The sequence below is a fragment of the Pseudomonas sp. GW821-FHT05H12 genome, from assembly GCF_059419385.1.
In genome coordinates, this window is the sequence record NZ_JBWKRS010000068.1 from 1 (window position 1) to 14142 (window position 14142).

At 60.7% G+C, this 14142-nt stretch carries 17 protein-coding genes and 1 pseudogene; 8 read left to right on the top strand and 10 right to left on the bottom strand.

The window, feature by feature from the left end; all coding sequences use genetic code 11:
- Nucleotides 1-92: 92 nt before the first annotated feature.
- Nucleotides 93-911: a M48 family metallopeptidase gene (locus tag AC07SU_RS30125; protein WP_494999174.1), complete on the bottom strand. Its 819-nt coding sequence runs from the start codon at nucleotides 909-911 to the stop codon at nucleotides 93-95.
- A 1314-nt stretch (nucleotides 912-2225) separates the two neighbouring features.
- Here AC07SU_RS30125 and AC07SU_RS30130 point away from each other — a divergent pair.
- Nucleotides 2226-2420, top strand: a pseudogene (locus AC07SU_RS30130) (HAMP domain-containing protein); the annotation flags it as partial.
- Between the two features lie 114 nt (nucleotides 2421-2534).
- Nucleotides 2535-3278 (top strand): methyl-accepting chemotaxis protein, encoded by a 744-nt coding sequence (locus tag AC07SU_RS30135; RefSeq protein ID WP_372241323.1) that lies wholly within the window; start codon nucleotides 2535-2537, stop codon nucleotides 3276-3278.
- A gap of 116 nt (nucleotides 3279-3394) precedes the next feature.
- Here AC07SU_RS30135 and AC07SU_RS30140 read toward each other — a convergent pair whose 3' ends face one another.
- The 3 genes from AC07SU_RS30140 to AC07SU_RS30150 are packed head-to-tail and all read right to left on the bottom strand — an operon-like array spanning nucleotide 3395 to nucleotide 4507.
- The gene (locus tag AC07SU_RS30140) at nucleotides 3395-4015 is read right to left on the bottom strand and encodes an SOS response-associated peptidase (protein ID WP_176995057.1); all 621 of its coding nucleotides are present in this window, start codon (nucleotides 4013-4015) and stop codon (nucleotides 3395-3397) included.
- Nucleotides 4016-4052: 37 nt separating this feature from the next.
- Nucleotides 4053-4313 carry a putative signal transducing protein gene (locus AC07SU_RS30145; RefSeq protein ID WP_494999175.1) on the bottom strand — a complete coding sequence of 87 codons (261 nt, stop codon included), beginning with the start codon at nucleotides 4311-4313 and terminating at the stop codon, nucleotides 4053-4055.
- Between the two features lie 11 nt (nucleotides 4314-4324).
- Nucleotides 4325-4507: a CPXCG motif-containing cysteine-rich protein gene (locus tag AC07SU_RS30150; protein ID WP_494999176.1), complete on the bottom strand. Its 183-nt coding sequence runs from the start codon at nucleotides 4505-4507 to the stop codon at nucleotides 4325-4327.
- A 132-nt stretch (nucleotides 4508-4639) separates the two neighbouring features.
- Here AC07SU_RS30150 and AC07SU_RS30155 point away from each other — a divergent pair, with 132 nt between their 5' ends.
- Nucleotides 4640-5803, top strand: coding sequence for a 1-acyl-sn-glycerol-3-phosphate acyltransferase (locus AC07SU_RS30155; protein ID WP_176995060.1), 1164 nt, complete (start codon nucleotides 4640-4642; stop codon nucleotides 5801-5803).
- 118 nt (nucleotides 5804-5921) lie between these two features.
- Here the strand turns inward: AC07SU_RS30155 and AC07SU_RS30160 are convergent, their stop codons facing one another.
- The gene (locus AC07SU_RS30160; protein ID WP_176995061.1) at nucleotides 5922-6179 is read right to left on the bottom strand and encodes a hypothetical protein; all 258 of its coding nucleotides are present in this window, start codon (nucleotides 6177-6179) and stop codon (nucleotides 5922-5924) included.
- 182 nt (nucleotides 6180-6361) lie between these two features.
- On the opposite strand from AC07SU_RS30160, the gene AC07SU_RS30165 reads away from it, so the two are divergent.
- Nucleotides 6362-6571, top strand: a complete 210-nt coding sequence (locus tag AC07SU_RS30165) for a hypothetical protein (RefSeq protein WP_176995062.1) — start codon at nucleotides 6362-6364, stop codon at nucleotides 6569-6571.
- A 57-nt stretch (nucleotides 6572-6628) separates the two neighbouring features.
- Here AC07SU_RS30165 and AC07SU_RS30170 read toward each other — a convergent pair whose 3' ends face one another.
- Complete coding sequence (locus tag AC07SU_RS30170; protein WP_176995063.1) at nucleotides 6629-7216, bottom strand: YajG family lipoprotein; 588 nt, start codon at nucleotides 7214-7216, stop codon at nucleotides 6629-6631.
- 182 nt (nucleotides 7217-7398) lie between these two features.
- Between AC07SU_RS30170 and AC07SU_RS30175 the strand changes: the two genes are divergently transcribed.
- Together AC07SU_RS30175 and mqo are read left to right on the top strand one after the other, a co-directional pair.
- Entirely contained in the window at nucleotides 7399-7632 is a 234-nt protein-coding gene (locus tag AC07SU_RS30175; protein WP_176995064.1) for a hypothetical protein, read from the top strand.
- 727 nt (nucleotides 7633-8359) lie between these two features.
- Nucleotides 8360-9868, top strand: coding sequence for a malate dehydrogenase (quinone) (gene mqo, locus AC07SU_RS30180; RefSeq protein ID WP_494999177.1), 1509 nt, complete (start codon nucleotides 8360-8362; stop codon nucleotides 9866-9868).
- Nucleotides 9869-9937: 69 nt separating this feature from the next.
- Here mqo and AC07SU_RS30185 read toward each other — a convergent pair whose 3' ends face one another.
- The 4 genes from AC07SU_RS30185 to AC07SU_RS30200 all read right to left on the bottom strand — a co-directional run bounded on the left by AC07SU_RS30185 (nucleotide 9938) and on the right by AC07SU_RS30200 (nucleotide 11966).
- The gene (locus tag AC07SU_RS30185) at nucleotides 9938-10225 is read right to left on the bottom strand and encodes a PA4642 family protein (RefSeq protein WP_016976601.1); all 288 of its coding nucleotides are present in this window, start codon (nucleotides 10223-10225) and stop codon (nucleotides 9938-9940) included.
- 191 nt (nucleotides 10226-10416) lie between these two features.
- Nucleotides 10417-10902 carry a hypothetical protein gene (locus AC07SU_RS30190; RefSeq protein WP_176995066.1) on the bottom strand — a complete coding sequence of 162 codons (486 nt, stop codon included), beginning with the start codon at nucleotides 10900-10902 and terminating at the stop codon, nucleotides 10417-10419.
- 35 nt (nucleotides 10903-10937) lie between these two features.
- The gene (locus AC07SU_RS30195) at nucleotides 10938-11405 is read right to left on the bottom strand and encodes a WbuC family cupin fold metalloprotein (RefSeq protein ID WP_494999178.1); all 468 of its coding nucleotides are present in this window, start codon (nucleotides 11403-11405) and stop codon (nucleotides 10938-10940) included.
- Nucleotides 11406-11408: 3 nt separating this feature from the next.
- Nucleotides 11409-11966 (bottom strand): hypoxanthine-guanine phosphoribosyltransferase, encoded by a 558-nt coding sequence (locus AC07SU_RS30200; protein WP_176995068.1) that lies wholly within the window; start codon nucleotides 11964-11966, stop codon nucleotides 11409-11411.
- 164 nt (nucleotides 11967-12130) lie between these two features.
- On the opposite strand from AC07SU_RS30200, the gene upp reads away from it, so the two are divergent.
- Together upp and AC07SU_RS30210 are read left to right on the top strand one after the other, a co-directional pair.
- A complete protein-coding gene (gene upp, locus AC07SU_RS30205) occupies nucleotides 12131-12769 on the top strand; it encodes a uracil phosphoribosyltransferase (RefSeq protein ID WP_105520868.1) in 639 nt (212 codons plus the stop codon).
- Nucleotides 12770-12771: 2 nt separating this feature from the next.
- On the top strand, nucleotides 12772-14046 hold the full coding sequence (locus tag AC07SU_RS30210) for a uracil-xanthine permease family protein (RefSeq protein WP_176995069.1): 1275 nt from the start codon (nucleotides 12772-12774) through the stop codon (nucleotides 14044-14046).
- Nucleotides 14047-14142 lie beyond the last annotated feature (96 nt).

The following is a 14142-nucleotide window of genomic DNA, read 5'->3' on the forward strand; positions in this document are numbered from 1 at the left end:
CCCCCCCCCCCCCCCCCCCCCCCCCCCCCCCCCCCCCCCCCCCCCCCCCCCCCCCCCCCCCCCCCCCCCCCCCCACAGGACGCGGCGCTGGCTCAGGATTTTTTGGCCTGCTGATACAGCGGCATCACTTTTGGAATCGCGGCCTGCAACGAAGCGATTCGGCTGTCGGAAGCCGGGTGTGTGCTCATGAACTCAGGAGGCGCACCCTCCGAAGCCTTGGCCATTTTGTTCCACAGCGTAATCGCTGCGTTCGGGTTGTAGCCGGCACGAGCGGACAACTCCAAACCAATCAAGTCAGCTTCGTTTTCATTGGCGCGACTGTTGGGCAAGGTCATGCCGTACTGAACGGCTGCATCACCGAGCGCCATGCTGTCCTGACCCAGGCCAAAGATCGCGGCGGCCCCCTGCTTGGCCATCTCGATACCGTATGCCTTGGACATGGCTTCACGGCTGTGTTCGCGCAAGGCGTGGGCGATTTCATGCCCCATTACCGCCGCCAACTCATCATCGGTCAGCTTGAGCGTTTCGATCAGCCCGCTATAGACAAAAATCTTGCCGCCCGGCCCGCAGTTGGCGTTGATCTCGTCACTCTTGATCAGGTTCACTTCCCATTGCCATTGCGCTGCATCTGGGCGGAAAGCCGGCACCTGGACAATCAAACGCTTGGCAATCGCCTGCACGCGCTTGGCATTGGCACTGGTCTTGTCGACAACGCCCTTGCCACTGGCCTCGGTCAAGGTCTTTTGATAGGACTGCGCGTACATCTGGTCGACTTCCTGGCTCGACAACATGCTGTACATATATTGCTTGCGCTCAACACCCACCGCGCCGCCGCTGGTGGTGTTGACCGCCTGGCAACCCGCCATGAGCAACGCCGTAACCAACCCACTTACCGCCCAAGACTTCTTCATGAACACGCTCCCTGAAAACATGCCGCGTATCGTAGGCGGTCAATTGTATCGGCGCCAGATACACCAGACGTGTAACCGCTGAATTTCGGATACATCCCACACGCCCACTGCGGCAGCGAAAGTCTCATTTGCGACACCCCGCACTATTTTGTAGGACAAGCCTTAAGCCTCCCGACCCCGTGGCCGATACAAAAAAGCAGCCAATCTCCCCCTGCGTCCGGAGCGTTCATGAAATTCAAGTCGATTCAGTTTTCTGTCGCGGCACTGACCGGGGCCATCGTGCTGAGTGTGGTCGCAGTGCTGGTGCTCTACGCCTTGTTTGCCGGCGCACGCACCCAGGAGATGGTGCAGGAACGCACCCAGGCGCAGTTCGAGCAAATTATCGAACAACGCCTCACCACCCTGGCGCAAACCCAGGCCACGCTGATCCAGCGTGAGTTGGAAGCACCCCTGGTGACTGCCAAGGGCCTGGCCACCACCAACGCTCTGCTCGGCATGAAAGACGCCAAGGGCGAGCCAGCCCTGCAGATCGGCCGCGAACAGCTGATCGGCCTGCTGCATGAAACCGTGGTGCGTAACCCGAAAATCCTCGGCGCCTACATCGGCTGGGAACCCAACGCGATCGACCACAATGACGCCGCCTACATCAACAGCCCCATCGTCGGCATGGCCGCTGACGGCCGTTTCCTGCCCTGGTGGTATCGCAACGCCGATGGCAGCCTGGGCCTGGACAAGCTCGCTGACGTCAACGACCAGAACATCCTCTCCACCGGCGTGCGTGCCAGTGAGTACTACCTGTGCTCCAAGGAAACCAGGAAGCCCTGCGCCATCGACCCTGCCCCTTATAAAGTGGGCAACGCCATGGTGATGCTGGCCTCGTTTATCGAACCGATCATGATCGATGGCACCTTCCAGGGCATCGTCGGCGCCGACCTGTCGGTGAACTTCATCCAGGAAATGCTCACCCGCGCCGACCAGAACCTCTACAACGGTGCCGGTGAATTGGCCCTGATCTCCAGCAACGGGCGCCTGGTGGCTTACACCAAGGACGCCAGCAAGCTCGGTGAAAAAGCCACCGACCTGCTCGACAGCAACGAACTGGCCAACCTCAGCCAATTGAAAGTCGGCGAAGTGCGCTACGACATCGACAAGGAACACGGACACATCGAGCTGTTCCTGCCGTTCAATATTGGCCAGGCAGAAGCCCGCTGGACCCTGATGCTGCAACTGCCGCTCAGTGCGGTGATGGCCGACTCGCAGAAACTGCAAAGCGACCTGCAAGCCCAACGCAAGACCGACACCTTCGGCATGGCCATGGTCGGCCTGCTTATAGCCGGCATCGGCTTGCTGGTGATCTGGCTGGTGGGCCACGGTATCGCCCGCCCACTCAAGCAAATGGTGGCCATGCTCAATGACATCGCCCAGGGCGAAGGCGACCTGACCCGCCGCCTGACCAGCGATCGCGCCGATGAACTGGGCGCGATTGCCACAGGCTTCAACACTTTCCTGATCAAGCTGCAGGGCATGATCACCCAGGTGGTGAGTTCGGTGCAGAAGGTCAGCGACTCGTCGGAGCACACCGCCGACATCGCGATTCGCACCAACCAGGGCGTGCATAAACAGATGGTGGAGATCGACCAGGTCGCGACCGCTGTGCATGAGATGACCGCCACTGCGCAGGACGTAGCGCGCAACGCCACCCAGGCCGCTCAGGCCGCCAGCCATGCCGACCAGGCGGCGAGCCAGGGCATGCGCATCGTGCGCGACACCTCCACCTCCATCGGCGCCCTCGCCGAGGAAATCGGCAAGGCCGTAGGCGTTGTGCAAACCCTGGCCAAGGACAGCGAGAACATCAACGCCATCCTCACCGCCATCCGCGGGATTGCCGAGCAGACCAACCTGCTTGCGCTCAACGCCGCCATCGAGGCGGCGCGGGCCGGCGAGCAGGGCCGTGGTTTTGCCGTAGTGGCTGATGAAGTGCGCAACCTGGCGCAGAAAACCCAGAAGGCCACCGAAGAAATCCAGGCCATGATCCAGCAGCTGCAACAGGGCACGCGGGACGTGGTGCGGGTGATGGAAGACAGCCAGAACCGTACCGATGAAAGCGTGCAACACGCGGCCAAGGCGGCCGAGGCGCTGGAGACGATTACTCAGGCGGTGTCGGTGATCAACGACATGAACACCCAGATCGCCAGCGCGGCCGAGGAGCAAAGCGCAGTGGCCGAAGACATCAACCGCAACGTGATCAATATCGGCCAGGTGGCCAATGAAGTGGCGGGCGGCGCGGATGAGTCCAGTGCGGCCAGTGCGGATTTGACCAAGTTGGCGGAGCAGCAGCGGCGGCTGATCAACCAGTTCAAGGTCTGAGATTTGCGGCGATCTTGAGGGCCCTATTGCAGGCAAGCCAGCTCCCACATTTGAATGTGTTCACACATCAAGTGTGGGAGCTGGCTTGCCTGCGATGAGGCCAGTGGAGTCGACCGCTAGGCCGGGGTCAGGCACTCCGGCCCGTTGAGCTTGGGATCATTAACCATATTGGCCAATACCCGCTCGCGCAATGCGAAGGGCTCACTGGCCAGCAACGCTTGCAAGGCATGCAACGGCGTTTCCGGATTCAACCAGGCCTCCTGCCCCGCCGCATCCAGGATCAGCGGCCGCCGCTGACTCTGTGCCGCCTGCGTCACCACCGCGGTGCTCAGCCACACTTGCTCCTGCACCGGATAGGCTTCCCAGATCGCCGCAAAAAACAGCGTGGACCCCTCCCCCGGCGTCAGCCAATACGGGCGCTTGCGCTGGGTGCCGCGCCACTCGTAGAAGCCATTGGCGGGCAACAGGCAACGGCGCTGGCGAAAGGCCTCGCGAAACATCGGCTGCTCGGCCAGGGTTTCGGCGCGTGCGTGGGCGGGCGTGCGGGAAAGGTCCGTCAGCCAAGGCGGCGTGAGCCCCCAGCGCGCACGGGCCAAGGTGCGCTGGCCGTCGGTGGCGCGCTGGATCAGCACCGAATCATTCGGGGAAATGTTCCACTGGGCTTGCTGGTCGGCTGGAAAGCCCGGCAAGGCAGCAAAGGCAGGGTTCCAGCGAAACAGTGCATAACGTCCACACATGGGGCAACACGACTCTTGGGGTAAACCGAGTGACAGCCTAACAGACCAGCACGTCGGGGAAGCTGTCGGGTTCATCACCGGGCATGGGCTGGGCGCCAATATAGGCAGTGATCAGCTCGCGTGCGTAGACCGCACAGTCGTTATCCACTTCCAGGCCCAACAGGCCGAAAATCGGCAGTTCACCGGTGCCGCCGAGCAAATGGCGGCCCACCAGGTGCGCCTCGATGCCCTCGCTGGCGAGCATCTGCTGCAGCAGCTCGCCCTCCATCAGGTTTTCCGGTTCGTAGATTCGCTGCATGGGCGTACCTGTCAGTCGTTTTCAGTACGGGTTTCAAGCATCCACTCATCCCCGTGGACCTGCAGATTAAAAACGATCGGCTTGCAACACACCTGGCAGTCCTCTATGTAGGTCTGATCCCCTCCGGACAGGTCCACCGTTGTATCAACCGCTTCACCACAATAAGGACAATCGTACGTCGCGTTTTCCAGCATCGCAGCCTCCAAGGTGACTTGTGCGTATAATCGCCGGTCTATTTACAGGGCTATTTTCGGCCGAGCCCATTACTCGGGCCGCACCCTGGTATTTCCTTTACTTACCCTAGCCGTTTCTAACAAGAGAGCATGATGGGCGAATTCGATACCATCCGACCTTACAACGACAGCGAAGTCCCGGCAGTGCTGGCACGTCTGTTCAGTGACAAGGCCTTTCTGGACATCCTGACCCACTTCCGCTTCCCGCGCTTTGCCGGCGCCCTGGGCTGGCTGCTCAAGCCGATGATCGCCCGCAAACTGCGCCGTGAGTTCGCCGGCGTCACCACCGTGGCCACGCTGCAGGACAAAGTCGAGTATTACGTCGACCACACCATCGACCGTGCGACCGACGGCGTGACCTACACCGGGGTCGAGCAGCTCAAGTCGGGCACCGCCTACCTGTTCCTCGCCAACCACCGCGACATCGTGATGGACCCGGCCTTCGTCAACTACGCCGTGTACCACGCCGGCCTGCCGACGCCGCGCATCGCCATTGGCGACAACCTGCTGCAAAAGCCGTTTGTCAGCGACCTGATGCGCCTGAACAAAAGCTTCATCGTGCACCGCTCGATCACCGGGCGAAAGGAGAAGATGGCGGCTTACCAATTGCTGTCGGCCTACATCAACCATTCGATCCGCAACGACGGTGCGTCGATCTGGATCGCCCAGGCCGAAGGCCGTGCCAAGGATGGGGATGATCGCACCGAGTCGGCGATCCTCAAGATGTTCCACGTCAGCCGCAAGGACGAGCCGTTTGCCGAGGTGATCCAATCGCTGAACCTGACGCCGGTGTCCATCAGCTACGAATATGACCCGTGCGATTCAGCCAAGGCCCGCGAGCTGTACATCCGCGCCACCACCGGCACCTACAGCAAGGCGCCGGGTGAAGACGACGTGAGCATTGCGCTGGGCATCACCGGCTACAAGGGCCGCGTGCACGTGAACTTTGCGCCGCCGATCACCGAGCGCTTCGAAGACACCAAGTTGCTGGCGGTGGAAATGGACCGCCAGATTCTCGGCGGTTATCGGTTGTTCCCGGTGCACTACCTGGCTTACGCACAGTGGAGCGACGCCGACCCGCAATTGCAGGTGCCGACGGCAGCCGAGGTATTCCCGGCGGATGAACTGGCCAAGGCCAAGGCGGAATGGGAGCGACGCTTGAACGAGTGCCCGGCCGAGCACCGGCCGTTCCTGGTGGTGCAATATGCAACGCCCGTGCGCAATCAGTATCGGGTGAAGGCGGGGATCCCTCTGTAAACACCGATTCAAACTGTGGGAGCTGGCTTGCCTGCGATTCAGGCGCCTCGGTGCATCAGTGGCTCCGAGGCGATGCCATCGCAGGCAAGCCAGCTCCCACAGTTGTTTTGCAGTGTTCTTACAGGCGGGTGCTGATCCAGGAAACGGCCAGCGCCAGGCCCAGGCAGGCGAACCCGATGCGGTAAGCCAACCGATGCGCCCGTTCGGTGCGCACATCCAGAAACAGCATGGGCTGGTCGATCGCGCGATCTTCGCTTTGGGCGGTCAGGTCGGCCATCGCTCGCTGCTCGCGCAGGCGGGTAATAAACAACAGCGCGGCAGCCGGGCAGGCCACCAACAAGGCAACAGCATTGATCAACAGTGCGGGCAGCGCCATCGCAAACCTCGGTGAATCAGTATCCAGGTATCAGTTCAGATACAAACCTGAACGATAGTCGCCTCCTGCGCCTACCCGCTCCGTCCCCCATTAACGGCTAATGTATCCAGTAATTTACATCGTCACCTGAACGTCACCTTAACAAGCCACTCTGTTGCCCTTCGAACGTTCAGGAGCTTGTCATGCTGCACGCGCAAAACCAGGATCGGCTGTATCTGATTGCTCAAAGCGATGAGCAGGAAGCACTGGTCGGCGGCCTCGCCTTCAACGTTCAAGACCGTCATTGGCTGGTGTATTGCGCGCTCGGCGGGCACCAGCATGCCGACCTGCCGGAGCAGGACCTGCTCACTGGCGTGAGTGTGCTGGACTTTTATGTCGAAACGGCTGCATGAAGGCTACAGGCGTAAAAAAACCGGGCTCATCACTGAGCCCGGTTTTTTTATAAGCGGTTACTGCGAGCTGAGCAGTTGGCCGATGCTTGGGTCTTTGAACAGGCGGGTCAAGGCGTCACTCAGCACGTCGCTGACCAGCTTGGTGTTGGTTTCCTGGTTCGGCGCCATGCCAAAACGCTGGTTCAGGGACGCACCGTAACGGCCGCTGTAGCGGCGGGTGCCGGCGGTGACGTCGGACTTGAAGGTGGCGCCAATGGACGCTTCGGTGACGTACAGGCCTTCTTTAGGCGACTGGTACTTCAGCTCGGCCAGGGTGATGGTCAGCTGCGGCGCACCCGGCGCATTGGGGCTTGGCGTGAAGCCCAGCAGGCGTACGGCGGCTTCCGCCTGAGCCTGAAGCTTGGGCAGTACGTCCTGGGCATTCACAGAAACCAAAGCGGTTTCAGGGTACAAGCCACCGCGCGAACCAAGGGTAGGCGACGGACGGCCATCGACCACACGCACCGACACCGGCTGACCATGCCCGACAGGCGCCAACTGCGAGGTCACTTTCGGCTCTGGGCTGAGTTGTTGCGGGCTGTTGGCGCAGCCAACCAGGGTCAAACTGGTCACAGTGATCAAACCGAACAACAGGCGTTGCAACATACTCATTTCTCCAGGACTAGGCGCAAACAGGCCAGCAGTATAACGGTGCTCGCACGCCACTCACCAGCCATCCTGAACGGCAGCTGAAGCCGGGTTGAAATTACAATTTTGCATAAATCCGTCATTTCAATGTCATGGCACACTGGCAACCTTCGAGCATGTAACGAAATAGGTACAAAGCCATGCGCCTTCTCAAATCGCTGTTCATGCCCAACGCCCGTCATCGCCACTATGCCTTGCTTGACGTGCACGGCCATTGCCTGGCGTTCAAACAGTGCAGCCAGCCTCCCGTCGGCGAAGGCTGGGTGGAAGTGGCAGAGACCCACCTGGGCTGGATGCACCGTCCGCTGCCGGCCAGCGCCCGGGTGAATTCGATGGCGACGCACGGGCACCCGCGTCACGCGCTGGCTTCCTGACCAAAGCCTTAATAAAAGTCATAAAACACGCCCATTTCCCTAGCGTTCTTCGCTACAATCTCCCCCCGATTATAAGGACGTCTCCTGATCGGGCCTCGCAGCATCGTTAATGCCTCGGTATTAACTCCCCAATCGCCCACAGAGAGCCGCCCACACAGATCGAATAGAGCTGGCGTGCTTGCTGCTGTCGTTGCAAACCACCCCTCTTTATATCGCATCTGCCAGAGCTGCCATTGCGCTCGGCCACTTGTGTTGTTTGCCCGTTTTTGCCGCGTGTCGGCAAGGTAACCGGGCCAGGTGCCAGGCTGGGGCAGCCCTTTTTTGAGGTTCACGTCTTCAAAAGAGCGTGAAAAAACGGGTTTTCACAACTTCACAAGAGTGTGGCGAGCAAATGAATAGTTTGGCGTTTGTACAAGCATCATCAGCGTCTGGAACAGCCCAACCACACAGGACCGAGCACGCCTCAACAACCGGAGCTTGAGCCTGTCCGCTACGGATTGGTTGCACGAATCACACGCTTTGACCATAAGTCGAATTGCCACAGGCGCCCATGAATGCGTTCATAGGCAGATTAGCCCGGCAGGAAGCGTGTGCTGAAGGTGCAAAGAATTGCGAATCGGACATGGCGATCCTGGCCATGGGTAACCTGGGGCAACACGTGAACCGCCCCGTCACTCCTGGCAGCCATGCCGTCAATTTGGTGCTGCAGATTTTGGAGACGCGTTAAATGGCGCATAACGAAGCAGTCGACGTAGTACTGGTAGGGGCCGGCATCATGAGTGCCACCCTGGCCGTACTGCTCAAAGAGCTCGACCCCGGCCTCAAGCTGGAAGTCGTTGAGCTGATGGATTCGGGTGCCGCGGAGAGTTCCAACCCGTGGAACAACGCCGGTACCGGCCATGCCGGGCTGTGTGAGCTGAACTACACGCCGCAGGCCGCCGATGGTTCCATCGACATCAAGAAAGCCGTGCACATCAACACCCAGTTCGAGGTGTCGAAGCAGTTCTGGGCGTACCTGACCAAAAAGGGCACCTTTGGCTCGTCCAAGTCCTTTATCAGCCCGGTGCCACACCTGAGCTTCGTACAGGGCGACAAAGGCGTTTCCTTCCTCAAGAAGCGCTTTGAGACCCTCAGCCAGCACCACGCATTCTCGGACATGCACTACACCGAAGACCGCAGCGAGATGGCCGAGTGGATGCCCCTGATGATGCCGGGCCGCCCGCTCGACGAAAAAATCGCGGCCACCCGTGTGATGAATGGCACCGACGTGAACTTCGGCGCCCTGACCAACCAGCTGCTCAGCCACCTGACCAGCTCGCCAGACGCCCAGGTCAAGTACAGCAAGCGCGTGACCGGCCTCAAGCGCAACGGCGCCGGCTGGACCGTGAGCATCAAGGACGTCAACAGCGGCAACAGCCGTGAAGTGGACGCCAAGTTCGTGTTCCTCGGCGCCGGTGGCGCGGCCTTGCCGCTGCTGCAAGCGTCGGGTATCGAAGAAAGCAAAGGTTTTGGCGGTTTCCCGGTCAGCGGCCAGTGGCTGCGTTGCGACAATCCGGACGTGGTCAAGCACCACCAGGCCAAAGTCTACAGCCAGGCCGCCGTGGGTTCGCCGCCGATGTCCGTGCCGCACCTGGACACTCGCGTGGTCGATGGCAAGAAATCCCTGCTGTTCGGGCCCTACGCCGGTTTCACCACCAAGTTCCTCAAGCACGGTTCGTTCCTTGACCTGCCAATGTCGATCCGCGCCGGCAACATCGGCCCGATGCTGGCCGTGGCCCGCGACAACATGGACCTGACCAAGTACCTGGTCAGCGAAGTGCGCCAGTCGATGGAACAGCGCCTGGAATCCCTGCGTCGCTTCTACCCGGAGGCCAAAGCTGAAGACTGGCGCCTGGAAGTGGCCGGCCAACGGGTGCAGATCATCAAGAAAGACCCGAAAAAAGGCGGCGTGCTGCAATTCGGCACCGAGCTGGTCGCGGCCAAGGACGGCTCGCTGGCCGCCCTGCTGGGCGCCTCTCCGGGTGCTTCGGTGACCGTTTCGATCATGCTGGAACTGATCGAGAAGTGCTTCCCGGCAAAAGCCGCGGGTGAGTGGGCAGCCAAGCTGCACGAGATCTTCCCGGCGCGGGAAAAAGTCCTCGAAACGGACGCCGAGCTGTATCGCAAGATCAACGCGCAGAACAACATCAGCCTGGAGCTGGTTGAGCCTGCCGCCGAGACCGAGAGCTACGCTTGAAGCGTTGACGCAATAAAAAACGCCCCGCTCTCTGCATGAGAACGGGGCGTTTTTTTATGCCTCGGATAATCAGCCGCGAGCGTTTTCGATCAGCTCGATGTACTCGTCCGCGTTGCGCTGGTCCTTGATCAGGTCGACGAAGGTCTGGCCATGCTCGTCCTTGCCATCGAGGTCCAGGCCCGCTTCCTTGAAGAAGCCCAGGAACCGCTCGAAATCGTCGATACGCAGGCCACGGTAGGCCTTGATCAGTTTGTGCAGGGACGGCGACGTCGCATCAACCGGTTCGAAGTCCAGGAACAATTTGATCTGGTCGTCGCCGATCTCGTCACCAATCACCTGTTTCTTATCTTTACGCATTACCGACTCCAGCCTGCAGACATTTACACGGGGCTTGAAGTCTACCTGCCGGACACCACCTTCGAAAACAACCAAACACACCTGTAGGAGCTGGCTTGCCGGCGATAGCGGTGGGTCAGTAACAAATGGGCCAGATGATCCGCCGCTATCGCTGGCAAGCCAGCTCCTACACTGACCGCTGCGTCGCTTGATTACTTGGCGCGAACAGCGCCGGTATGCAAGTCCGCCCAGATATGTCCGTTGGCATAGCTGAGGAATTGCACATACACCGTCTCATTGCGCAGCAAGTCGACAATCACCCGGTACTGGGCCACGGGGTAGGACAAGGTCAGGGTTTTGGTCTTGTCGTCGTAGGCCGGCTTTTTGAGGCTTTTGCTTTCGGCATCGAAATTGAGCACCACTTGGGCGATGGTCGCGCCCTTGTTCAGGGATTTACCCTTGAGGCGGATCATCAATGGCGACGTCACCGGAATCGGTTGCTGGGTGGATTGACGCTGGTTGCCGACGACAACCGCGTACTCGGTCACTTGCAGCAGTTGCTGCTGGTCGGCAGCCTCTGCGCGCAGAGTCAGGTCGTCGGGCGGCAAAAACTGGCTGTGCATCACCGCCGGCGCAGCCGCCAACGGCAGGCTGAGGGTCAGCGCCAGGGCGGCGCAAGTGCGTATCAACAGGCTCATGGGCCGCTCCAGAGAAGGTGGCCGAGCACTGTAGCTCAATCGAACTGGGCAAGCATCCAGCGTTGATACTCGGCCACGCCGGCATCGCCTTCACGAGGCGCCCACTCAGGCTGCTCGCCCTCGCCCACCGGCCGATAAGGACCGGCCTTGCATTCGAACATCACCGTGTTGGGCTCAAGCACCACCAGGCCATGGAAAACCCCGGGCGCAAGATCCACGCCGGAGCAGTCGCCACCGGCCCGCATCACGCGCTTGGCAATCACTTCGCCGGTTTCGCTGAACACCAGCAAACCCAGGCTGCCCTGAAGCACCAGCAACGTTTCTGCCTTGTCAGCACTCAGGTGCCGATGAGGTGGCACATAGGTGTTGGGTTGCAGCCCAACCGCCATGCGATGGCAGGGCTCTTCCATCTGGTGGAAGTTGTGATGGGTCCGGCCACGGGGGTTCGCGCCCGCTTTCTCGGCCAATTCGGCAAACAGCGCCTGATCAAGAAAGCGGGTCATGGCTTACATCCCTTTGACGGCGTAGATACCGTTGGCGTTGCGCCAGTAGCCTTTGTAGTCCATGCCGTAACCGAAGATGTAGCGATCGATGCAGGGCAGGCCCACGTAATCGGCTTTCAGGTCTGGGCGGGCCTTGCGGTCGTGGTCTTTATCGATCAGCACGGCGGTGTGCACTTTGCGCGCGCCGGCGTGTTTGCAGAAGTCGATGATCGCACCCAGGGTGTGACCTTCGTCGAGGATGTCATCGATGATCAGCACGTCACGGTCAATGAACGAAACTTCCGGCTTGGCTTTCCAGAACAGGTCGCCGCCGCTGGTCTCGTTGCGATAACGGGTGGCGTGCAGGTAGGACGCTTCCAGCGGGAATTGCAGGTGGGTCAGCAATTTGCCAGCGAAAATCAGGCCGCCGTTCATCACGCAGAAGACCACCGGGTTGGTGTCGGCCATTTCGCGAGTAATGTGTGCGCCGACCTCGGCGATCGCTGCTTCGACTTGCGCTTCGGTGTACAGGCAGTCAGCCTCACGCATGATTTGACGGATATGCTCAAGATCAGCGGACATGGCGCTCTCCAAGGGGGTGCTGTGGCAAGAAAAGCGGGCGAAGGTACGCTTCTCGTGCGCTCCGAGCAAGCCTTAATGGACTAACGTACTAGATGTCTATAGGACAACACCCTCGGATAGATTAATCTAGGCCGGTTTTTTTGCCCGCCGCCGGAGCCTTTCCCATGCCCACTCGCGAGATCCGCCACCCGCTGATCCGACACAAACTCGGCCTTATGCGCCGCGCCGACATCAGCACGAAGAATTTCCGTGAGCTTGCTCAGGAAGTCGGAGCGTTGCTCACCTACGAAGCCACCAAGGATCTGCCCCTGGAAACCTACGAGATCCCCGGTTGGGCCGGTCCCGTCCAGGTCGAGAAGATCGCCGGTAAGAAAATCACCGTGGTGCCTATTTTGCGCGCCGGTATCGGCATGCTCGAAGGCGTCCTCAGCCTGATCCCGGGCGCCAAGGTCAGCGCCGTCGGCGTGGCCCGCAATGAAGAGACGCTGGAAGCCCACACCTACCTGGAAAAACTCGTCCCGGAGATCGACGAGCGCCTGGCCATGATCATCGACCCGATGCTCGCCACCGGCAGTTCCATGGTTGCCACCATCGACCTGCTGAAAAAAGCCGGCTGCAAGGACATCCGTGCCATGGTGCTGGTCGCCGCGCCGGAAGGTATCGCCGCTGTCGAGAAAGCCCATCCGGACGTGCAGATCTACACCGCGTCCATTGATGAGCGTCTGAACGAGCACGGCTACATCATCCCGGGCCTGGGCGATGCCGGTGACAAGATCTTCGGCACCAAGCAGAAGGACGCGTGAGCATGCAGGATGAATTCAACGACCCGCTTTGGCGCCAGATCCTGTCTGGCGCACAAATGCTCTTTGTGGCATTTGGCGCGCTGGTGTTGATGCCGCTGATCACAGGTCTTGATCCAAACGTTGCACTGTTCACCGCCGGCCTGGGCACGTTGTTGTTCCAGGTGGTGACAGGCCGGCAGGTGCCGGTGTTCCTGGCATCGAGCTTTGCGTTCATCACGCCGATCATTCTCGCCAAGGGCCAGTTCGGCCTCGCCGCGACCATGGGCGGGGTGATGGCGGCCGGTTTCGTTTATACCTTCCTGGGCCTGGCGGTGAAGATCAAGGGCACCGGATTTATCGACCGGTTGCTGCCCCCTGTGGTCATCGGCCCGGTGATCATCTCCATTGGCCTGGCCATGGCACCGATTGCGGCCAATATGGCGATGGGCAAGGCCGGTGATGGCAGCGAGCTGATCCATTACCAGACGGCGATGATGATCTCGATGCCGGCGCTGCTGACCACGTTGATCGTGGCGGTGTTCGGCAAAGGCATTTTCCGCCTGGTGCCGATCATCTCCGGCGTGCTGGTCGGTTTTGCCATGTCGTTCTACTTTGGTGTGGTCGACACGGCAAAGATCGCCGCCGCGCCGTGGTTCGCCCTGCCCCACTTCACCGCGCCGGAATTCAACTGGCAGGCCATCCTGTTTATCGTCCCCGTGGCCCTGGCCCCGGCGATTGAACACATTGGTGGCGTGATTGCGGTGGGCAGCGTGACCGGTCGCGACTACCTGAAGAAGCCCGGCCTGCACCGCACCCTGCTGGGTGACGGCATCGCCACCACGGCAGCCGGCCTGTTCGGCGGCCCGCCGAACACCACGTACGCCGAAGTGACCGGTGCAGTAATGCTGACCAAGAACTACAACCCGAAGATCATGACCTGGGCGGCCATCTTTGCCATCAGCCTGGCGTTTATCGGTAAGTTCGGCGCGTTGCTGCAGAGCATTCCGGTGCCAGTGATGGGCGGAATTCTGTGCCTGCTGTTCGGCTCGATTGCCGCGGTGGGGATGAACACGCTGATCCGCCACAAGATCGACCTGGGCGAAGCCCGCAACCTGGTGATTGTGTCGGTGACGCTGGTGTTCGGGATTGGCGGTGTGCTGGTTGGCACCGGCACCGGCCCGGATGATTTCGGCCTCAAGGGCATTGCCCTGTGTGCGGTGGTGGCGATTGGTTTGAACCTGCTGCTGCCGGGCAATGATGGCTGGAAGAACAAGAAGTCGGATGAGCCGTTGATCTAACAGCTAAGACGCAAATCAGTGTGGGAGCGGGGGGGGGGGGGGGGGGGGGGGGGGGGGGGGGGGGGGGGGGGGGGGGGGGGGGGGGGGGGGGGGGGG